Consider the following 19637-nt stretch of genomic DNA (forward strand, 5'->3'; position numbering starts at 1 on the left):
CGCCAGAAGCTGCGCCTGATGCGCCGATGCCGCGGCATCGATCTGCGCGCGCGCTTGCGCCGAGAGCAGTTTCGGATCGGGCGGTGGCGAAGGCGGCGCCGGCGGAGGATTCAGGAGTTGCCCGGTCTGCGGGTTGATCGCGGCGGGGTCGTTGAAGAACTGATTGGGGTTCTTGTGCCCCATGATCCGCGTCAGTTCGGACGCCGTGTTGTAGAGCTGGAGATCGCCGACGAGATTGACCTTGCCGGCGGAGAGCAGCTCCTTCTGCACGTTGCCGATCGCCATGGTTTGCGCGAATTGCTGCGCCTTGCCGCCGGTGCCGAGACCGACATTGATGGTCATGTCGTCGCGCGTCTTCCAGTTGCGCGGATCGACATTTACCCAGGCGTTGCGCAGGCGGACGGTCTGGATCTGCTGGCCGTGCTTGCGGATCGTGCCGTGAAGCAGCGCGAAGATGTCGCGCACGCCCTCCGCCATGATCCGCGCGACCAGCTTGATGCGCATCTGCGAGGCGGAAAACACCTGTGCAACAGCCGTTGCCGACTGGTTCTGCAAGGCGTTGGCATCGAGCCCCTGCGTCTGCTTGGCAAGGCCCGTGCGCGTCTCGAGCTCGGCGTCGAGATATTGCAGCATCGGGTAGATCGAGGTCGTGATGTCGGGCACCTCCTGCCAGTTCAGCCCGCCCGGCGTCTTGGTGCGCACCACCCCGCCCGGCCGCGACACCAGGAGATCGTCGAGCGTGTTGGGCCCGGCATTGCTCTCCGAGACCTCGACGCGGGGATTGTTGTGCAGATAGAGATTGTCGAGCGCGCCGCGCTTGAGTGCGGTCTTTTCCCGCTGCAGGGGCATCACGAGGTCGGCGATCGATCGGCCGAAGAAGCGATGCGTCACCGGCACCGGCGTGGTCGCCGCAAACGGGATCACGTCGAACGGCGTGATGCACGCCTCACCGTTCTGGCGCAGGATCTCGCCCTCCTCGCCGCCGGTGATGACCTGATAGAGGCTAGCGCGCCCCTCGCCCTCGTAGTCCATCCGCAGGTAGTGCTCGGTGATGCGCACCAGCCGGGCCGCCTTGTTCACATCGCCGCCGCCGGTGCCGAAGTGTTCTTCCACCGTGTCGCGCGCCAGCGTCTCGATGCCCGACGTGCCGGTGTAATCGCCGAGCGCGCGGATCTGTTCGGCATCAAAGCCCTCGGCGATGAGCTGGCTTTCGGTCTTGGTGACGACCTCGTGGAAGCAGTAGTTGCAATCGCGGATCGAACGCGCGCCGCGCTCGATGCCGAACTCTTCCGGCGGCACGCCGAGCACGCGCGCCTGCGCGAGCTTTCGCGTGGTGACGATGGTGACGTCATGGGTGACCGGCGCCTGAGGCGGCGGCAGTGCAAGTGGCGCGGACAAGGGTATAGCCATGATGTTGAGCTCATTGCCTCCAGACATGATGGGAGATCGCGTAGCTCGCGGCTTGCCGCGAGACGCCGGGATGGATCGGGGTTGTTGCGAAAATATCCGGCGCCGGGCGCCGGGCAGGCCGTGAAGCTAGTCGCTACTCAAACGGCGTTCAGACGCTTCAGATATTCGAGATAGGCGTCGTTGATCGAAAGCGATCCGTCGGGCGAAGCGGGTGCAGGCGCCGGCGCGGGCTGCGGCTGGAAGGGCGAACCTTGCGAGGGATCGTAAGTGCGCCGAGCGAGAAACCGCGTCGGGCCATTGTCCGCCGCATCTTGTGGAGCATCAGGCTGCAACGGCGGCGACGCCTCCGCCAGCGGGCGTCAGTTTCGTGCGATCAACCGGCACAACATTCCTCCATGGCCACTGAATTCGCTCTCACTCGGCATCAATCATGACGATAATCCGAGCTTGCTCAACTTGTGGATGATCAGGTATTGATCGGCATGCTCGCTAACGGCGACGAGCGCCCCTTCGATCGGGAGACGAGCGTGGATATCAGGCATGACGTTCGCACTGTTGCGTTACTTGCCGTCGCCGCCGGCTACCTGATCGGCACGGCTTTGCCGGCGCTCGCGCAGGACGTGGCAAAATCACCCGAGAAATGGCGCCCCAAGGATGGAGCTTACACCGTTCCAGCTGAACACCCCGCCGACGAGCCGCCGTGTGAAGTCATGCCGGATTTTCATATCGAATTCCGCAAGAAATTCATCAACGCAGGGGAAGCGTTCGGCTGCAAGATAAGGAAAATCACTGACGTATCCAAAGACGCGCTCCACCTTGACCTCGATTGCGACGAAGACGGTTCCGGTGGTGATCCGAACGACATCCGTTGGCAAAAGGAGATCATGACGCTTCGGAGGATCGATGAGAACTCCTTCGTCATGCACATGACGAAGAAGGGAAAGTTCAGCTGGCCCGAGTGGCGGCTCCGCTATTGGCCTGCTCCGAAAGCCTGCTAAGTCCGATTAAGCGGTCAGCACGATCGGCCAGAGTATTCTCAACTATGGTATTTAGCTTCCGCCGCCGGTCTAGCAGCGCATCAGAAAGTTCGGGCAAGCGATACCGCTCAAGCGGCGTTGAGGCGCTTCAGATATTCGAGATAGGCATCGTTGATCGAAAGCGATCCATCGGGCGAAGCGGGCGCAGGCGCCGGCTGTGCCTGGAAGGGCGAACCTTGCGAGCGATCGTAAGTGCGCCGAGCGAGAAACCGTGTCGGGCCGTTGTCCGCCGCATCTTGTGGAGCATCAGGCTGCAACGGCGGCGAAGCCGCGCCATCCGGCGCCGCCGCTACGCCGGGCTGAAGCGATATGGGATTATTGAATTGATTTAGCAGATCCTTGGGCGATGGTTTAGGAAAGAAAGTCGATGGAGGCCGCACTTCTATATGGTCATCCGGGAAGGGTGGAAGCACATCCAGATCGTCGGGAAATTTGCCGGCCGCCTTTAGTTTCTTTCCAAATCCACGCATTTTGTCGTCAAGGTCGTTCAGTGTTGACCTATAGACACCATCTGGGTCGTTGATGTCCTCAACACGCGGAAGACTCAATCGATACTTCGCCAGATTGCTCACGATCTCCTGTAGCGGCCTGGACCCCCCTTCGGGCCAAAAGGCCCCCGGACCATTCAATATGTAATTCAATGATTGATCGATCCGCTTTTGGATCTCGGAGCGGTCAGCGTCTGTGACCGTAAGACGATCAGCCATAATAGCTTCTCCTAGGGAAGTGTTTCAAAAAACGGGGCATCAGGATTCTGCGCGAGCAGCAGCAGGTTCGACCGTGGACATCAGCTGGGGCTAGCAGCGCGACGTATTACGAGCGGAAAGTTTAGTACGGTGGCTTGGACCAACCTGAACCCTGCCGGGTACGCCAACGGCCGGACTTCCTCACCGCAATGGGGCGGAGTCCTGTGTTACTCGGCGGGACAAACGCTCACCCGTTGGGTCAGGAATCCCTTCGCTTCAAATGTGTTCAGGGCCCTGCCTGTTCTTGGGAGTACGGGGCCCTAACCGTTTCGATTTAAGTATCCTGAGATAGAGCACGCCGATTTTTTTGAACTCTCTGGTCCGTTCAAGCTGGCCAAAAAATGGAATTTTGGTCAGGGACGCATCGGCGTCAAACGAAACAGTTCGCTCTCCGCCACTGAAAATACAGCAGTCACGAATGCCGCGCTTTCTGCTGGAGCCGATCATCATGATCGACGTTCCATCTGATGAAACGCCGACCTCCAGCATTATGCCTAACGATTTTATGTCCGCGAAGCACAGATGAGCGGAATTACACGAACTGACGATCCCTTCCGCGCTCGCGGTACCCGCGTCGATGCCGTAATCCAACTCGTAGTAAAATGCCTTGGCAGCGCCGCTGCCAAAAAGAAAAACCGACAGCAAGACCCAACTTGCGAACAGCGCCTTTCGGGCGATCGTCATCATATCGGTTGCCCCGAGCCTCGCCCGTCATCCTGATCCGGCGACAGCAGACGGAACTTCAGATAGAGCGAGCCCACGCGCTCGTTTACAATCATCCCGCCCCTCGCCTTTGCGTCTTTGAAGATAGGCTCCTGATGCAACGCTGCACGTAGATCAATGGCTGTTTGGTCGCGGCCGTATTCGAAATAGCAGCAGCCAAAGTTGCTGCCATGCAGACGCAGCCTCGCGATCCGGGACATCGCGCGGCGCAAATCAATGTCTACTTGTAGCCCTAACTCTTTCAGTTCTCCGTGACAGGTGTGATCGAACCAGCAAATCAATGAGCTGACCCCTCTTCCTGACTGGGTATCGGCGCCGATTTTGACCACGTAATCGGCTGCATGCACGGCACCGCCCGCCAAGAGATGGCCTACGATTGCGAGCGCGACGATGAATCTGATTCGAATACCGACTCTCATTCCGCCCACGACATCCCTCGAATGACCTGTCACAACCTTAAGGACATCCTTGGTATATCTAGAACAGAACAGGAACTAAGGTCAAGCGCCAACCCTGGCACAAGCGGCGTTGGCCCGGCCGGATCATCGACGCGGGTAATACATCATCCGATGCCGGCGGCCGGCGAACTCCGCCAGGCCCTGCTCCGGAGGAAGAAGCATCACGAAAACATCGACAGGCCCAAATACCCGTCCTGCGAATTGGGGGATCTCGGCGACGACCGCATACCAGTCGGTTCGGTCTCGATCCTGGTGCTCGCGCGCACCGGGGCGTGGCGGCGCTGTGAATCCTGCCGCGCTCAAAATGCCTTCCGCATCTTCAAGGGCCATGCCAGCTGAAATGTAAGGCACGGCGATTGCCGTAAACTCGTTGGCGTGACCCGCCTTTCCGCTGTCGCCAAACGCGTTGAACGCCTTGTCGAGTTCGGCTCGAAACTTGGTGCCGCGATCCCTGATCTCCTGCGGGGCCACTCTCTTTGGCGCAACCATCTCGATCGTATTTCCCGTCCCGGCTTGCGCCATAACTTCTGCGCGCAGGCAGGTGGGCTCAAGACCGAAAATCCCGACGGCTGTCGCGATCAATATCATTCCGCTCCGAAAGCGTCTGATACGTTCCGTCATGCCAGAGTGTCCTGACCCAGTGTGAAATTGCGATAGCAAGGATTGTTACGGATTCGGGTTGTGCGCAAGTAATCACGTAGCAATCCAGGCAGGCCGCCGGGTTGGTCGATGGGCTGAGCTGGCGGCGCGGCATAAAGCGGGCCATTCGGTGTGACAGAAGAAGCCCAGCTTCCGACGCCGTTTCCAAGCGGACTTGCGGAAGGTGATGCAAGGAATTGCACCGGCGGAGCACCGACGCTCGGACCGATCGTGCCGACCCCACTTTGGAAAGATTTTTGCAGCGGCGAAAGTTCGTCATTCGGGCCGCCGGCCGGGCTCATGACGTATTTCTTCAGGAAATCGAGGGCTTGTTGGAAAGAGATGGTGTTTGTAATCGCTGGTGACGCATTAGGCGTTCCGATGCCCGCCTCCACCGAAGTAACCCTTGAATCCCAAGGGCGATAGTCACCTTCCGGAAGAGTCCCATTGAGGGTCACCGACGGCACGATGGTTGAAACATTTCCGGTTATGCCGCGCCCGAGTGTATCTTGAGACGTCATTCCTTTTCTCAGAAAGACTGCATTAGGTCCAAAGCCCGGCGCACCAACAGATTGTGTAAATGTCACTCCAGGAGCCGTTGGCGAACCCGGATTCCAGTAATAGGTGCCTCGCAGTTTTCCCAAAATCGGTAATGGTAATGACAGCGAAATCCCGTCGGGCCTTAGATTGCCGTTTTCATTTACCGACATAATGCTCCGTCCCAGCTATCGAAAACTATTGGGCCGATCCTGCCTTGTTGTGCGTTGCGGATTGGCTTGGTTGCGGCAAAATGGGACCTTGCGGCGGAACATCCCGACTACGATATGACATGGCGCCACGCATTTCATATCCCGCAGGTATCCATGACTTACCTAGCCATCTGTCTCTTCGTATTCTGGGTCGTTGGTTTTATGATCTTTGCCGGGCGCTACGCGAACTTCACCCGCCTTCTCTACAACAACATCGACCCCGCCATGGATTTTTCAGAGACCGCCATTTTTAACGGCCGCGGCTTTGTATACGCGACCGCCGCACAAGCGATCGATCCGGCAGACCTCACTGAAGCTGGCCGGCGATATCAGAAGCTGGCAATACGGGATGAACGGCTTGCGTTCGCCTGGGCAATGGGCGGTCTCATCCTGTTCGCGATCCTGCTCGGCACAGCCGGGAACGTCTTTGCTGTCGGTGTTCTCGTTATTTTTCTCGGCGGGTTTTATTTTTTGATGCGCTATGTTCGCCGCAAATGGTCGACCCGATCGCAATTGGCTCTCATGGCTGCAGCGGACGCGCTGCTGTTTTGGTTGCCAACGAAATGAGAGGTTTCTGATTGATCAACTCGTCGCTTCCGATGTCTCCGCCGCCTCGCCGATCTCGTGCATCGTGTGCGCCACGATCTTCATCGCGCCTTCGGACTCAGTGACAGCCTGCGCGATCAGCGCGAACTGGTCGTCGGTGAGGTCGTAATAGGTCTCGCGCTCCTCCCACCATACCTTGACGATGCCGACCTTCGAGAGCAGCGCGTCCTTGATGAAGGAATAGAGGATCATGAAGCCGGGATTCTGCTGCATGAAGACATGATTGACGTAATCGGTCTCCTGTGCGGCGGCGGCCTCGTCCTCCGGCCCGACCGGCTCGAAGCGCACTACTTCATCAGAGCCGGCGAACACATCCATCAGATGTGGCATCAAGCCTTCGATGGTGTCGGCGACAAGCGCACTGAATTAGATGTTCATCAGTGCAGCAAATTCTCCGCGGAAACCACAAAGGTTCCTGATCTGCGGTTCGACCTCGAAGGTCCCATCATCTTCGATCGAGACCCGTATGTCTCCCTGGCATGTTTGCATAGTTCCAATATTCGCCACCTCACGCACCCACCGTGCAATGGGTGGATCAAGTCCGGGTAACGTCAGCAGTTGCTGCGCGTTTGCTCCACAAACTGGCATAAGGTTGGTACAGTATGGCTTGATACCGCACGTCTCCAAGTACTGGATCGTCTCGGGACTGGGATGACTCAGTCCGTTTGCTGACGTGACGCCAATTTTCTTCGCGCCCGAGCCAAACAACTGATCGATAACCAAGGGCGGGCAGTCATGTCGCGATCCATGGTGCGGCAGATTTACAATCTGCGCACCGATGGGTTGCCCTCGATTTCTTTCGTACCGTCTTCTGTCCGACCAATTGGAAATGGTGCCGTCGCCACCAATCACAACTTTGCAACCCGAGTAAACAAATTCAAAAGCCAAGCTGATATCGTTTTCTTTGGGGGTACCAACGATCTCTAGGTCCTGCTTTTCGATTCGCTGAATATAGTCTCCTCGGACTTTGGCAGGTGGAAGGATCGTCGCAACTTCAACTCCCGCAAAACCACTTGGAGCTAGCGTTGCCTGGTCGCCAGCCAGCTCTAACCATTCCATTTGGCGTGAATCGGCTCTCGTCGTTGCCAGTCTGATTATCTTGACCAACTCGTACGCGGCGTTGCGTTGAGACGATCCGTCCGTTCGATTGACGACCTTTAATAGCTTTTCTGCGTACTTCTTCAAACGCTCTCGATTCTGAAAGAGACTACCCATAGGACCTGAGTAGAAGCTCTCAACGGAAAAGGCTTCGAAGATTGCCGATAGGCCGAGGTAATGATCTTTGTGCGGATGCGTCATCGAGACGAAAGAAAGGCTCGTTGCCCCTAGCTCGCGCAATTTTTCGAGCGCGCGTGGCTCACGATCACCGGGTCGCAGATTGGAGTCAATAACGCCGAAAGATGTCGTTCCGCCGTGACAGAACTCAACTACTGTCGAGCTACCGTGCCCTACGTTTAGAAAATGAAACGTCAACATTCAAAGAGAGCGAACCCAAGTTTCCACTTCCTCTTGTCCTGGAAGCTGTGGAAGCTGGCTCACTTCTCTTCGCCGAATATTCGGACGCCGATAACCGCTGGAATAATCCAGCGATATCGAAACTGGTTGTCCATAGTGCAGCAGATCAGCGGGAATAACAGCTGGCGGCAGCTGAAGCTCGACGGTGCCAGACGGCGTGTGGCATTCAACGATGACGTATTCGGCAGTAACTTCACCGATAATAGCATCCAACTCGCGACGGCCCGAAGCTACCGCCGCGGTCAAAGTTGTCGGCGCGGCTTGGGGCGCGGAGCTTGCGAGCACACGATCGACCTTGATCTGCGAGAGCGCAGTCTGCTTCTCGTCACTTACCTCAAAGATAGACCGCTTTACAGGATCGACCCGATGGATGGTTTGAGACCGCATGTCGAGCTCGTAGCTATCAACGGGCTCATTTATCTGTAGCTCCGCGGCTGCTTTTGCTGACATCTTACGCCCTCACGCACTTAGCTTTTGAAACTGCTGGTACGACCTAAGCAAGTCGCTGGTCTTCTCTAATTTAGTCCTAGCCCATCTGCCAAGCGAGTGCTCAGCGAAGGAAATATTATTTTCGAATAGATCAATATCGAAGAAAAGATCATTGCCTGACAGTACTTTCGCCTCTTCTTCTGTCAACTGGCGTTGAAGGGTCATTTCCGCGTTCTTCTTTTCGTATGGCCCAAACTGAACGCGATAGCCCAAATCATCATCCCCTTTCCCCTCGAAAACGTATGCCAAGTCATTGATCTTACCTATCTTTTCTTCGATGACCCTACGCATTCCCGAACTGATCGACGCTACGATCGTTTCTCGGGCATCAGCCCTCGGGGAAAGCTGTTCGACCGAGAACGTCCGAACGCCGGCCCGCTTGAGGAGCCGGATCTCGCAGTGGTCGATAAGCGCCTTCACCAACCGATCCAGCTTTCGGAACTCGGGCGATTCCAGCACCCGGCCAACTTCAAGACCTGCCGGCCAATCCATAGAGCCATTCATACTCGTAGGCTCAAGCGACAATTGCCGCGCGTGCTCTGGAGAGCTCGATTTGCCCACGAAGGACGTCTGTATGGTCCCGTCGGCTACCTGCTGCCAGTACCCTTCGACATGGTCCTTGAGGATCTGGAGGGCGGTGCCACGCCTATCCATGAATGCGTAGCTTGGCTCGTAATCCAAGCGCCAAAACAGTCTGATGACACGAGCCATTGATCAACATGCTCCGCATGCCGTTAAAGGAACAATCATATTTAGGTTTACAATTTATGAACATAGCAAAATAGCCTTGGCCGATTACCTTAAGCATGGAGGCTGTCCTAAGGGCCTTGTGCCGCCTTGACCATCGTCGCGGCCACGAGGGTCGCCAAAACGGCCTTCCAGGTCAATGCCAATACCTTTTGGCGGGACCAAGTGCGATCTACTTGGCGCAGGCCTTAGACCCAGGCGAGTAGCCGTACGATCGATTCTCAACTCGTCGCTTCCGATGTCTCCGCCGCCTCGCCGATCTCGTGCACGCTGTGCGCCACGATCTTCATCGCGCCTTCGGACTCAGTGACCGCCTGCGCGATCAGCGCGAACTGGTCGTCGGTGAGGTCGTAATAGGTTTCGCGCTCTTTCTCCTCGCGCTCCTCCCACCATACCTTGACGATGCCGACCTTCGAGAGCAGCGCGTCCTTGATGAAGGAATAGAGGATCATGAAGCCGGGATTCTGCTGCATGAAAACATGATTGACGTAATCGGTCTCCTGCGCAGCCGCGGCCTCGTCCTCAGGCCCGACCGGCTCAAAGCGCACCACTTCATCAGAGCCGGCGAACACATCCATCAGATGCGGCATCAAGCCTTCGATGGTGTCGGCAACGTCGGTCGAGACCGCGCGCGAGCGTCCCTCCTGCGCCGGCATGTCGCGCTGCATGTGGCCGAGATAGTAATCCATCGCGTCCGCGCGCTCCTCCGCAAGCTCGGCGGCGGAGAACGCGGCGAGCGCGTCATTCTTTTCGGCTGACAGCATCGCCTTGAGATCGGCGGTGGACATTTTCGGCATGGAAACCTTCTCGGGTGATGAGAAATATCGAACGCAAAAGGCCCGCTGGCTCTATCGCTCAGCGGGCCTTGTTCAGGTTTTTTGGCAAGGCTGGACTTATGCCGGTGATTTGCCCGACGTGTCAAATGCGACGCGCTTTCCGAAAATGCCGCCTCACCCGTCAGCCATCGACAAATCGCATCCAGCGCTGGAACAACTCGTCATCGTCTGGTGACGACTGGTCGTTGGTTTGAAAGATCGAAGACGATACGGGATAGTCCCGCATCGGCTGGCCGGAGAAAATCCCGAGCAACGGCGGCGATGGTGCAGGCGCGAGCGACGGTGCGGCGATCAAGGCTGGCGACGACAGATTGACCAAGCGCCGAAAAGGAATGTCGGCTGGCGCGGTTTGGTCGTCAGCCGTCACCGACGCCGACGTCACGTCGTCCGGAACGTCAGATCGTTGACCGCTCGGCGTGAGCGATGCGGGCGCGGGCATGCCGTTCAACGGTGATTTCCCGTCCAAACCCGACAGGATTTCGGAGGCCTGTTGCGACTGATCGAGGTACGGCTGCGGATCATATTCTGCCGGATCGATAGTGTTTGCCCTGTTGACCCTGATTCCGATAGGCCCGCCATCGTGCGGAAGATTGGCATTCTCGATTGCTTCACGTGCGTTCGCTGGAAGGACCGAGTAGTGCAAGTGGGAGCCTTTTGCTCTCTCGCCGGTACTGCCGACCTGCCCGATCGTATCGCCGGGCCACACATGTTGTCTGACAGTCGCACGATCGCCGTCCTGCATGTGGGCATAGAGACTGTAATCGCCGGTGGCATTCCGGACCACGACGGTATTGCCGAAGCCGGAATTTCTTCCTGAATAGACCACGACGCCGGATGTGGCGGCAGGAATCGGCGTCCCTGCCGGGGCAGAAAAATCCACGCCGGCATGGAACTCTCTGCTATTCGATTTGAAGGGATCGGCCCGATCACCGTAAGGCGATTTCAGGACGAACGGGCGCCCTGGATCATAGATGTCCTTCATTCTCGACTCCTCCACATCCTCAACCTTAGTCGAAATACGCGGTGCTGTGCCGCGATATCATGAGCACTCCGCCGCATGCTTGCACAACCTCTGGGCTATCAGCTATGGTTCTCCCGAACGGAACGCAGGAGAAGCGGAAGTGACTCGTTGTCACCGGTGCAGTGCGGCCAGTGTCTTTTCAATCGCGTGCTTCGCCCTGCTCAGCACGTTGACGGCAGCAGCCGCTGAGGGAAAGGCAAAGCCCACCCCCGAAAAATGGCGCCCAAAGGATGGCCTCTACGTCAGGGCAGATACGCAATTCACCGGTTCCTGCGAAGATGCAGCTTCGTTCCTGTTCGAGCTCAGCAAAAAGCGTTTTGTCGTTGACGAACGTTGGGGCTGCAAGATCACGAAGATTGCAGATACAGCAACGGGTGTGGTTCAGCTCAATATGACCTGTAATGAAAGCGAAATTGCCGGTGATGATGAGGGAAAGGATTACAAGGAAGTCATGACGCTGCGGAAGATCAGTGACACGTCTTTCCACATGCGGCTTACCAATAAAGGAAAAATCGAGGGAGCGCCGTGGCGCGTGAATTACTGCGAGAAGCTTTCGCAAGAAAGCGATCGAGCGGATGCCGGACAAAAGGAGGCTGCGCTGAAGGCAGGCTGGCGACCCCGCGATGGCGTCTACGCAAGCCCGGGCGCGGATTTTGACGATCGCTGCATGAAATCGGGCAACACGGTTGTCGGGCTCGCCAAAAGCTCACTATCGATCGGCAACACCAGTTGTCACGTCGCCCACGTCTCGGTCGAGCCGCCCAATTCGGTCACGCTGGACGTGAACTGTGGTGGTCAGGTGGTCGTCAACAGCAACGGATCAATACTCGGATCTTCCACCGAATCCGTCATGCTTTCCAAAACAGACGATCAGTCCGTGCTGTTCCGCAGGTCTCGAAATGGGCGGGCCGCAGAACCCGACCAGCAGTTGCGCTATTGCCCTGAAGCAGCACAGCGCGACTTCACGGAATCCAAGACGAAGTAGCCGACGCTCTGGTGACCAACGCACTCCCTCACACCCAGCCCTGCTCCTTGTACTGGATCACCCGGTTGAAGCTCGCCGTTCGGCTAGGCGCCTCGTAACAGACGGCCACAAGCCCAAGCGCGTCGGCGGCGTGCGACGACCAGTCGTGCTCGGGGCCGAGGCCGACTTGGCGCTCATAGTCGCGCTTTTCGTGATAGAAGCCGAGCGCCTCGCGGCCGGCCTCGGTCGTCGCCTCGTTGAACCAGAGCTGCGGACTTAACCGGCGGAGCGCCTCGATCCGCATCATCGCCGCGCCCCGGCCCTGGTTCTTCACCGGCGGCTCGACCGCAAAGCCCGCCTCGCGCCAGTGCTCGGCATAGGTCTTGCCCGTGATGGTGCTGGCATTGACGCCGTCATGCGGCAGATAGTTGACCGCCTTCTCAGAGCCGCGTTCGCGCATCCAGTTGACGTGAAAGGCGTCGCGCACCGGCCGATCGAACGCACCGAACAGAGATGGTTCATCTGCGCCCATGCCAATGTCGGCGGCGGATATTTCAACGATCCGCTGCCACAGCTTCCGTTTCGATGGCTTGCACGCAAGGCCGAGGGCCTCGGTCTCTCCTTCAGCGATGAATTCGCCGTCGATCCTGCCGCCAAAACCGCACCACCGACCGATTCCTATACTGACTTCATGTGGGGGCTTTACCGCCTTTATACTCTCAATCGTCCCTACTATCGCCCGATCGGCGTTCCCCCAAGAAGCGAGGGCGATGGCGTCGTCAATATCAACGAGACCATCGATGCGCCGGTATTCGAGCGCTGGCGCAACGATGCCAGCTACCGGCCGCCGCGACTGCAATCCTGGGCGAAAGCGAAGTCAGTCGATCCCTGCTCGATCAAAACGACTGTGCGCGCCGACGATCCGAAAGTAACCGTGGCCGACCCGGAAGATGGCGCGATCGTCGCCTGAGGCCTTCAGCCATTGTAGCCATAGGGAGAACTTACTCTAAAGGCTGGCCTGGGGTTGTAGGCAGGCATGCGAAAGGAATCATAGTCATTAGGCATCTTAGGCTCCTTTTTTCAGCTTGAATCGTGAGCCGCTCCCGCGGCTGGCGATCCCGGGCCATTGCTTGCTCAACTTGCGAGCGATCGGATATGTTCTCTTCGGACAATGATCGCATTGCGCGCGAGACGAGCGCGTCGTTATCCGGGAGAACTCATCAGTGAAAAAATTCCAGCGGCGCGACCGCATTTCCTCGAGTTTAGCCTTCGCCTGCCTGATGAGCGCGATAACGCCAGGGCTGGCGCAAGACGCTGCGAAATCGGCACCCGAGAAATGGCGTCCCAAAGATGGTCTCTATGACATGGATGATGGCGGCGCCTTCGTTGTGCCATGCGAGCACTCTGGTTCTCATCAGATCGAACTTGCCAAACGATTGATTGGCGAAAATGAGGTGTACAAGTGCATAGTTACGAAAGTCACCGACGTGGACGCAAATATGCTACGGCTCAACGCGAACTGCGATGACGTCAGCGACGGAAAAATCAAAAGCGTCATCACGCTCCGCAAGATCGACGACAAATCTTTCTTCATGAGCTGGAGCAGCGATCAAGGATCGCGATTCACCTATTGCGAAGCGATCGACGCAGGCGGCAACAAGTAGCCGTCACACCCAGCCCTGCTCCTTGTACTGGATCACCCGGTTGAAGCTCGCCGTGCGCCCCGGCGTCTCGTAACAGACCGCCATCAGCCCAAGCGCGTCGGCGGCGTGCGACGACCAGTCGTGCTCGGGACCAAGGCCGACCTGGCGCTCATCGTCGCGCTTCTCGTGATAGAAGCCGAGCGCCTCGCGGCCGGCCTCGGTCGTCGCCTCGTTGAACCAGAGCTGCGGACTTAACCGGCGGAGCGCCTCGATCCGCATCATCGCCGCGCCCCTGCCCTGGTTCTTTACCGGCGGCTCAACCGCAAAGCCGGCCTCGCGCCAATGTTCGGCATAGGTCTTGCCGGTGATGGCGCTGGCATTGACGCCGTCATGCGGCAGATAGTTGACCGCCTTCTCATAGCCGCGTTCGCGCATCCAGTTGACGTGAAAGGCGAGCACCTGGCCTGAGGATTCGTAGTAATCCAGAATTCTAATTTCCTGTCCCACCCACTGCGCAATCCAGATCGTGTAGGCATCGGCCTGGCTGCCTGCGCCGCCGATATCGTGAAAGGCGCGCAAAGGTAACAGCGGATCGGCCGCGACCTTGCCGATTCGCCCCTGTGCACGTGCCTCCGAAAGCAACGGTGCAAAGTAGGCGCCTTCGAATGCCCGCACGTAGTCACCCTCCCAGACATGCGCGTAACGATCCGGATAGAGTGCCAGATCGGTCTTGCGCTCGTCGTCCAGCACCTTTGGAAACCAGGGATTGTCGCGCCAGTTGGCATGAACGAGAACCGCGCCATCCGGCTTCCTGGCGCGGAAGAAGTCGTCGATCGCGTCGCTCTTGCGGCGCGGATTCCACGACGCCCACAGTTCGGAATTCTCGGCACGGATGGTCGGCCGCAGCAGCGCCAGCGAACGCGCGCTCAAACTTTGCGCCTCGTCGACCCAGGCGATGCGAAAGCCTTCGAGGCTTTTGATCGAGTCGGCGGTGTGATCGGCCATCCCCCGGAAGATGATGAGGCCGTCGCCGGGCGTGGCGATGCGGTCGCTGTAGATCCTGAAACGGTGGGACAGCCCAAGCTTCTCGATCTTGCTTTCGAGCAGCCGCTTGGAGGACTGCGCCAGCGTCTTTTGCGATTCACGAATGCAGACCGCCGATATGCCGCGCTCGGCTTCGCATATCTCTACGAGTAGCTCCCCGAAAAAGTGCGATTTTCCCGAGCCGCGTCCACCGAAAATTGCCTTGTAGCGGGCCGCCGCCAGCAGCGGCGCAAATATTTTCGCCGTGGGAATCTTCAGCGTCGACATCATTGGGACTCACGACGATGGGTTCGCTTCAGCCATCTACCCATCGCATCCAACGCTGGAACAGTTCATTGTCGTCGGGCGACGATTGATCCTTCGGCTGGAAGATCGAGGGCTGCACCGGCCAGTCCGGCATCGGCTTGCCGCTGAAGATGCCGAGCAGAGGCGGCGGGCTTGCAGAGGAGAATGGCGGCGCATCCCCGGCTGGGAGCGAGGAAGAAAGATCGGCGCGGCGCGAGAGCACGCGAACCGGCCCATCGTCTGCCTCCGATCGCTTGCCCTGATCGGGCGTGACTTCCACAGCCGGAGCGCCGATGTTGCCGAGCGCGCCTGGAGCCCTCAGGTCCCACGTGCCAAGACGATCGGCAAAATTGCCGGGATCGTCGGAAGTAGCCGACCCATCGGGAAGCGGTACAGAACCCCATTTGCCGAAGCGATCGGCGAATGGATTTGGCCCAGAAGGGCGGGTATTGCCGAAAGGACTAAAGAAGGGCTGAGCTGGCATGTCAGGCGGAGCGGCGCCGGAAGCTGGAGTTGCAATGCCACCAGACATGATATCGGAGGCACGTTCGGATTGATCGAGATAGGCCGGCGGCGGCAGGACATAATTCTTGTACGTTGCGGGATCGTAGGTGTTGGTCTGATCCGGATGGAGCCCGATTGGGCCGCCAGTTCTCGGATGCGTAGGGTCGTATATTCTTCCCGCTTCTTTCGCGATTACAGAGTAATGTAAATGGGGTCCAGTGGACTCGCCGGTATTTCCGACGATACCGATCGTGTCCCCTTTCCAAAGGCGCTGACCTGGCTTGACCTGATTGTCGCCACGCATGTGAGCATAAAGGCTATAGTCGCCGATATCGTTCCTGACGATGACGGTGTTGCCATATCCACCTTCGTTCTTGCCAGAATAGACCACGACGCCAGATGCAGCGCTGGGGATAGGAGTCCCCTCGGGTGCACCAAAATCTACCCCAGGATGAAACTCGGACTGCTTGATGATGGGTTGCGTACGCCATCCATACCGCGAAGTAACCCGCTTGAATTTATCTCCGGGATCATAAGTGTCGCTCAATCATGCCTCCATTGACAGACCAAGGTCCTGCTGAGATTTCTTGCTCAACCTCTAGATGATCCGGTATCATCCTGGCGGTTGGAAATCGGCGCTGAGAAATGCCATTGAATCGAAATCGGAAACATTCCCTCAGCCCCGCGCTTTTGCTTGCGGTCCTGCTGTGCCTGATATGCACTTCGATCGCATCGCTCGCTCAGAGCGCCGCGAATCTGGTGCCCGAGAACTGGCGACCAAAAGACGGCAAATACATTGAGGCTGGCACGGAGTTCGCAGGCCCTTGTGAAGATGCGCCGGGGTTTCTCGTCGAACTCAGTAAGAGAGCCGTCGGTATTGACGAACTTGAAAAATGCAGAGTTACAAGTTTCACTGATACCGCGCCCGGTGTATTCAAGATCAACATGACATGCAGCGAGCGCAAGAACTCTGGCTACGACGGCCTAAAAAATTATCGCGAAGTAATGACACTTCGGAAGATCAACGATCAGTCGTTCTTCATGCACATGACCGACAAAGGAAAATTCCCGCGGCAGGAATGGCGGGTGAACTATTGCCCCAGCCCTGCCGCTGACACGAACGCGCTTGAGTCAACGAAAGCGAAGTAGAAGCTCGCTTTCAAACTTCCTGGTTACCGGGACTTCCAGCCTCGCTAATGTCCGGATGCACGATCACCCGTTCGATGCGGTGAATGAGTTCAAGCGCGTTCTCGTCGTTGGAAAGCGATTGCGTCGGCTTGCCCCAGCCGCGGTCGAGGATCGCGTTCGCCGCCGCAACGCGCGCCGGCGGCGTCGCCTTGGTGTTGCGCATCACGGCAACAAGCACGTTCAGCGCGGTGCGGGTGTGGCTTCGCGCGAGCGAGCGGATTTCGGTGATGGCTTTGGGCATCTCGGGCTTTTTCCTCCAGGAGCAAGGTTACGCCGGTTCGGGATCGACGTGATGCGCGTCGTGCCACGGCGAATATTCGCACGGCGCGGTGTCGGCGTGATCCATCGCGAGATCGTCCGGCTGAACTGGCAGGCGAAACGGAACCGGCGTTTCATCAATCCTGTGGCTACGCGGGCGTGGAACGAATGGAATGATCTCTGCACTCACGCAAAGATCTCCCAGAGCACGATAAGGGTCAGCCCGCCGATCGCGAGCGCAATCAAGCAGGCGGCAGCAGCCATGCGGGCCTCCGCTTCGGTTCAGGTGATGATTTTTTTGGAAAAACAAAACCCACGGGCCGGTTTCCGGTGCCTGCGGGTTGTGGCAATGCGACGATGGACCTATGCCGCTGATTTGCCCGACGTGTCAAATGGACGTCAACATAGCTTGAAAATAGCCAAGACGGTCTCTTGGCTAAGCCGCGCGACGGGATTACGTATGATTGCGTCGAAGCCGAAAAAGCGTGCGAGGCCATCATGAACGAGAAAACGACGATCCTGATGCTGACGGCCGCGCTCGGTCTCGCGATAGCGAATGTTCCGTCAGTTGACGCGCAGACCACGCTCGGCGGCGCCAGGCCTCAGCAGAACAAGATCGGCGGCGTGGCAAAACCTGCGCCCCTCGTCGGCGGTGCGACTGTGCACGCCTACTCGCCTGCCCCGCCGAAACCGGCGGGAGCGGTCGTCAACCTCGCCAACAAGCCCGGCACGACGCCGCCGGGATCAATCGGCACCGTCCGGCCCCTCGGTCAGACCGCGGGCAATCCGCCGCCGCACCCGGCCTTCACCCCGCCGAACCGGGGAAAGAGCAACACGGTCGTTGGCGCCTCATCGAACCTGAAATGCTCCGGCGGCGCCTGCACGTCGCGGGGCGCGAAGCGGTAAGCTTGTGGGGTACACGGGGCGATCTCAAATCGCGACTTGCCGGCCGATCTCGACCACCTGGTCGTTGGGCAGGCTGAAGAAGTCGCTGACATGGACCGCGTTGCGCTCCATCACGACGAAGAGTTTTGCCTGCCACGCCGGCAGGCCCATCTTGTCCTCGCGGCCGATCACGGTTTCGTGCCCGACATAGTAGGTGACGTCGGAAAGATCGACGGTGCAGCCGAGCGATTTGCTGGCGGCGAGCAGATCCGGAATGTGCGGCCGCTCCATGAAGCCGAAACGCGCCTCCGCCCGCCAGAAGTTCGGCGCGACTTCCTCGATGGTGAGGCGCTGGGCGGAAAATGTCCACGGCACCGACCGGATGTCGACGCGCAGCACGAACAGGTGCTCGTGCAGCGCGCGATTATGCTTGACATGCCACAGCATCACCGGCGGCGTGTCGCGCTCGGCACGGGTCAGAAACACCGCCGTGCCCGGCACGCGCGGTACGCCCGCATCCTTGATGCGCGCCATGAACTTGTCGACCGGGATCAGTTGCTCGTGCATGCGCTGCGAAACGGCAGCGGCGCCGCGATGCCAGATCCACATCACGCTGTAAATCGTGATGGCGAGCAGCAGCGGCACGTAGCCGCCCTCGGCAACCTTGGTGAGATTGGCGAGAAAGAAGGCGCTGTCGACCACGAGGAAGCAGCCTGCGACGGCGCCGGCCGCAAACACGTTCCAGCCCCAGATCTCGCGCATCGCGATGAACAGCAGCGCCGAGGTCATCAGCATGGTGGCGGAAACCGCGATGCCGTAGGCGGCGGCGAGATTGTCGGATTTGCCGAAGAGCACGGTTAAGCCCACCGTGACGATCATCAGGAGCCAGTTGACGACGCCGACATAGATCTGGCCGTAGCCTTCGGACGAGGTCTGCTTGACATAAAGCCGCGGCAACCAGCCGAGCTGAATGGCCTGCCGCGTCATCGAGAAGGCTCCGGTGATGATCGACTGGCTGGCGATGATGGTGGCGACGGTGGCCAGCAAGATCAGAGGCAGCAGGAGAGGCGCGGGACAGAGGCGATAGAAGATATTGCCGTCGGTCGGCGTGCCCTCGAGCACGAGCGCCGCCTGGCCGGCATAGTTGAGGATCAGACTCGGAAACACGATCGCAAACCAGGCGAGCTTGATCGGCCGGCTGCCGAAATGTCCCATGTCGGCATAGAGTGCTTCCGCACCGGTGACGCAGAGAAACACCGCGCCAAGCACCAGAAAACCGGTCATGCCATGCGAGACGAGATAAGAGAGCCCGTATTCGGGATCGAGCGCGGCAAACACTTGCGGGTGGTTCGCGATGCCCCAGACCCCCAGCAGCGCCATCGCGGCAAACCAGACAAACATCACCGGACCAAAGAAGTGCCCGATCGCGGCGGTGCCTCGCGACTGGATCGCAAACAGCGCAAGCAGGATCGCAACCGCCGACGGCACTACATAGGGCTGGAAGGCGGGCGTGGCCATGTTGAGGCCCTCCAGCGCCGACAGCACCGAGATCGCCGGCGTGATGGCACCGTCGCCATAGATCAGCGCCGCGCCGAACAGGCCGACCGCTATGATCGTCGGCCGGCGGTGCTTCTTGACGCCGAGTAGCGCCATCAGCGCGAGAATGCCGCCCTCCCCGTCATTGTCGACGCGCATGGCGAAGGAGACGTATTTGACCGTGGTGATGATGAAGAGCGTCCACAGCACCAGCGACAGCGCGCCCAGAACCGTGGCCGGGTCGGTCGGCGTGTCGGTCGTGCCGAGTACCGTCTTGAACGTATAAAGCGGGCTGGTTCCGATATCGCCGAAGACGATGCCGAGCGCGGTCAACGCCAGCGCCGGCATGCTTCC

26 protein-coding genes are annotated in these 19637 nt (G+C 58.8%); 8 read left to right on the forward strand and 18 right to left on the reverse strand.

Annotated elements, in window-relative coordinates; all coding sequences use genetic code 11:
• Positions 1–1437 (reverse strand): hypothetical protein (locus M6D32_RS06940; RefSeq protein ID WP_298254700.1); only part of this gene is annotated, 1437 nt, incomplete at its 3' end.
• Positions 1438–1547: 110 nt separating this feature from the next.
• Positions 1548–1742 (reverse strand): hypothetical protein, encoded by a 195-nt coding sequence (locus tag M6D32_RS06945; protein ID WP_298254702.1) that lies wholly within the window; start codon positions 1740–1742, stop codon positions 1548–1550.
• Between the two features lie 141 nt (positions 1743–1883).
• Here M6D32_RS06945 and M6D32_RS06950 point away from each other — a divergent pair, with 141 nt between their 5' ends.
• The gene (locus M6D32_RS06950; RefSeq protein WP_298254704.1) at positions 1884–2408 is read left to right on the forward strand and encodes a hypothetical protein; all 525 of its coding nucleotides are present in this window, start codon (positions 1884–1886) and stop codon (positions 2406–2408) included.
• Positions 2409–2515: 107 nt separating this feature from the next.
• Here M6D32_RS06950 and M6D32_RS06955 read toward each other — a convergent pair whose 3' ends face one another.
• The 5 genes from M6D32_RS06955 to M6D32_RS06975 all read right to left on the reverse strand — a co-directional run bounded on the left by M6D32_RS06955 (position 2516) and on the right by M6D32_RS06975 (position 5723).
• A complete protein-coding gene (locus M6D32_RS06955) occupies positions 2516–3154 on the reverse strand; it encodes a hypothetical protein (RefSeq protein WP_298254706.1) in 639 nt (212 codons plus the stop codon).
• 255 nt (positions 3155–3409) lie between these two features.
• Positions 3410–3880, reverse strand: coding sequence for a hypothetical protein (locus M6D32_RS06960; RefSeq protein WP_298254708.1), 471 nt, complete (start codon positions 3878–3880; stop codon positions 3410–3412).
• Positions 3877–4335 carry a hypothetical protein gene (locus tag M6D32_RS06965; RefSeq protein WP_298254710.1) on the reverse strand — a complete coding sequence of 153 codons (459 nt, stop codon included), beginning with the start codon at positions 4333–4335 and terminating at the stop codon, positions 3877–3879. Before M6D32_RS06965 ends, M6D32_RS06960 begins: the two co-directional genes overlap by 4 nt.
• 123 nt (positions 4336–4458) lie before the next feature.
• The gene (locus M6D32_RS06970; RefSeq protein ID WP_298254712.1) at positions 4459–4956 is read right to left on the reverse strand and encodes a hypothetical protein; all 498 of its coding nucleotides are present in this window, start codon (positions 4954–4956) and stop codon (positions 4459–4461) included.
• A gap of 35 nt (positions 4957–4991) precedes the next feature.
• Positions 4992–5723 (reverse strand): hypothetical protein, encoded by a 732-nt coding sequence (locus M6D32_RS06975; protein WP_298254714.1) that lies wholly within the window; start codon positions 5721–5723, stop codon positions 4992–4994.
• A 66-nt stretch (positions 5724–5789) separates the two neighbouring features.
• Between M6D32_RS06975 and M6D32_RS06980 the strand changes: the two genes are divergently transcribed.
• Positions 5790–6329, forward strand: coding sequence for a hypothetical protein (locus M6D32_RS06980; RefSeq protein WP_298254716.1), 540 nt, complete (start codon positions 5790–5792; stop codon positions 6327–6329).
• A 15-nt stretch (positions 6330–6344) separates the two neighbouring features.
• Here the strand turns inward: M6D32_RS06980 and M6D32_RS06985 are convergent, their stop codons facing one another.
• From M6D32_RS06985 to M6D32_RS07010, 6 genes are all read right to left on the reverse strand, one after another.
• Positions 6345–6698 carry a hypothetical protein gene (locus M6D32_RS06985; protein WP_298254718.1) on the reverse strand — a complete coding sequence of 118 codons (354 nt, stop codon included), beginning with the start codon at positions 6696–6698 and terminating at the stop codon, positions 6345–6347.
• Between the two features lie 36 nt (positions 6699–6734).
• Positions 6735–7844 carry a hypothetical protein gene (locus tag M6D32_RS06990; RefSeq protein ID WP_298254720.1) on the reverse strand — a complete coding sequence of 370 codons (1110 nt, stop codon included), beginning with the start codon at positions 7842–7844 and terminating at the stop codon, positions 6735–6737.
• Positions 7845–8333, reverse strand: a complete 489-nt coding sequence (locus tag M6D32_RS06995; RefSeq protein WP_298254722.1) for a hypothetical protein — start codon at positions 8331–8333, stop codon at positions 7845–7847.
• A gap of 9 nt (positions 8334–8342) precedes the next feature.
• Positions 8343–9083, reverse strand: coding sequence for a hypothetical protein (locus M6D32_RS07000; protein ID WP_298254724.1), 741 nt, complete (start codon positions 9081–9083; stop codon positions 8343–8345).
• A gap of 257 nt (positions 9084–9340) precedes the next feature.
• Positions 9341–9916, reverse strand: a complete 576-nt coding sequence (locus M6D32_RS07005) for a hypothetical protein (RefSeq protein WP_298254726.1) — start codon at positions 9914–9916, stop codon at positions 9341–9343.
• Between the two features lie 160 nt (positions 9917–10076).
• Complete coding sequence (locus M6D32_RS07010) at positions 10077–10937, reverse strand: M23 family metallopeptidase (protein WP_298254728.1); 861 nt, start codon at positions 10935–10937, stop codon at positions 10077–10079.
• Here M6D32_RS07010 and M6D32_RS07015 point away from each other — a divergent pair.
• Positions 10927–11961, forward strand: a complete 1035-nt coding sequence (locus tag M6D32_RS07015; protein WP_298254730.1) for a hypothetical protein — start codon at positions 10927–10929, stop codon at positions 11959–11961. The genes M6D32_RS07010 and M6D32_RS07015 overlap by 11 nt on opposite strands.
• A gap of 28 nt (positions 11962–11989) precedes the next feature.
• On the opposite strand, the gene M6D32_RS07020 is transcribed toward M6D32_RS07015, so the two are convergent.
• Positions 11990–12427: a hypothetical protein gene (locus M6D32_RS07020; protein ID WP_298254732.1), complete on the reverse strand. Its 438-nt coding sequence runs from the start codon at positions 12425–12427 to the stop codon at positions 11990–11992.
• Between M6D32_RS07020 and M6D32_RS07025 the strand changes: the two genes are divergently transcribed.
• Both M6D32_RS07025 and M6D32_RS07030 read left to right on the forward strand, forming a co-directional pair.
• On the forward strand, positions 12410–12910 hold the full coding sequence (locus tag M6D32_RS07025; protein WP_298254734.1) for a hypothetical protein: 501 nt from the start codon (positions 12410–12412) through the stop codon (positions 12908–12910). The genes M6D32_RS07020 and M6D32_RS07025 overlap by 18 nt on opposite strands.
• Before the next feature lie 253 nt (positions 12911–13163).
• Positions 13164–13604: a hypothetical protein gene (locus tag M6D32_RS07030; protein ID WP_298254736.1), complete on the forward strand. Its 441-nt coding sequence runs from the start codon at positions 13164–13166 to the stop codon at positions 13602–13604.
• Between the two features lie 3 nt (positions 13605–13607).
• Here M6D32_RS07030 and M6D32_RS07035 read toward each other — a convergent pair whose 3' ends face one another.
• On the reverse strand, positions 13608–14894 hold the full coding sequence (locus M6D32_RS07035) for a phage terminase large subunit (RefSeq protein ID WP_298254738.1): 1287 nt from the start codon (positions 14892–14894) through the stop codon (positions 13608–13610).
• A 28-nt stretch (positions 14895–14922) separates the two neighbouring features.
• A complete protein-coding gene (locus M6D32_RS07040) occupies positions 14923–15963 on the reverse strand; it encodes a M23 family metallopeptidase (RefSeq protein ID WP_298254740.1) in 1041 nt (346 codons plus the stop codon).
• A gap of 98 nt (positions 15964–16061) precedes the next feature.
• On the opposite strand from M6D32_RS07040, the gene M6D32_RS07045 reads away from it, so the two are divergent.
• Positions 16062–16565 carry a hypothetical protein gene (locus tag M6D32_RS07045; protein ID WP_298254742.1) on the forward strand — a complete coding sequence of 168 codons (504 nt, stop codon included), beginning with the start codon at positions 16062–16064 and terminating at the stop codon, positions 16563–16565.
• Between the two features lie 10 nt (positions 16566–16575).
• Here the strand turns inward: M6D32_RS07045 and M6D32_RS07050 are convergent, their stop codons facing one another.
• The gene (locus tag M6D32_RS07050; protein WP_298254744.1) at positions 16576–16845 is read right to left on the reverse strand and encodes a hypothetical protein; all 270 of its coding nucleotides are present in this window, start codon (positions 16843–16845) and stop codon (positions 16576–16578) included.
• A 51-nt stretch (positions 16846–16896) separates the two neighbouring features.
• Between M6D32_RS07050 and M6D32_RS07055 the strand changes: the two genes are divergently transcribed.
• Both M6D32_RS07055 and M6D32_RS07060 read left to right on the forward strand, forming a co-directional pair.
• The gene (locus M6D32_RS07055; RefSeq protein ID WP_298254745.1) at positions 16897–17364 is read left to right on the forward strand and encodes a hypothetical protein; all 468 of its coding nucleotides are present in this window, start codon (positions 16897–16899) and stop codon (positions 17362–17364) included.
• Positions 17361–17768 carry a hypothetical protein gene (locus M6D32_RS07060; RefSeq protein WP_298254747.1) on the forward strand — a complete coding sequence of 136 codons (408 nt, stop codon included), beginning with the start codon at positions 17361–17363 and terminating at the stop codon, positions 17766–17768. The genes M6D32_RS07055 and M6D32_RS07060 overlap by 4 nt, the downstream gene beginning before the upstream one ends.
• 24 nt (positions 17769–17792) lie before the next feature.
• Here the strand turns inward: M6D32_RS07060 and M6D32_RS07065 are convergent, their stop codons facing one another.
• A complete protein-coding gene (locus M6D32_RS07065) occupies positions 17793–19631 on the reverse strand; it encodes a KUP/HAK/KT family potassium transporter (protein ID WP_298254764.1) in 1839 nt (612 codons plus the stop codon).
• Positions 19632–19637 lie beyond the last annotated feature (6 nt).

This window comes from Bradyrhizobium sp., assembly GCF_027307225.1.
GTDB lineage: Bacteria > Pseudomonadota > Alphaproteobacteria > Rhizobiales > Xanthobacteraceae > Bradyrhizobium.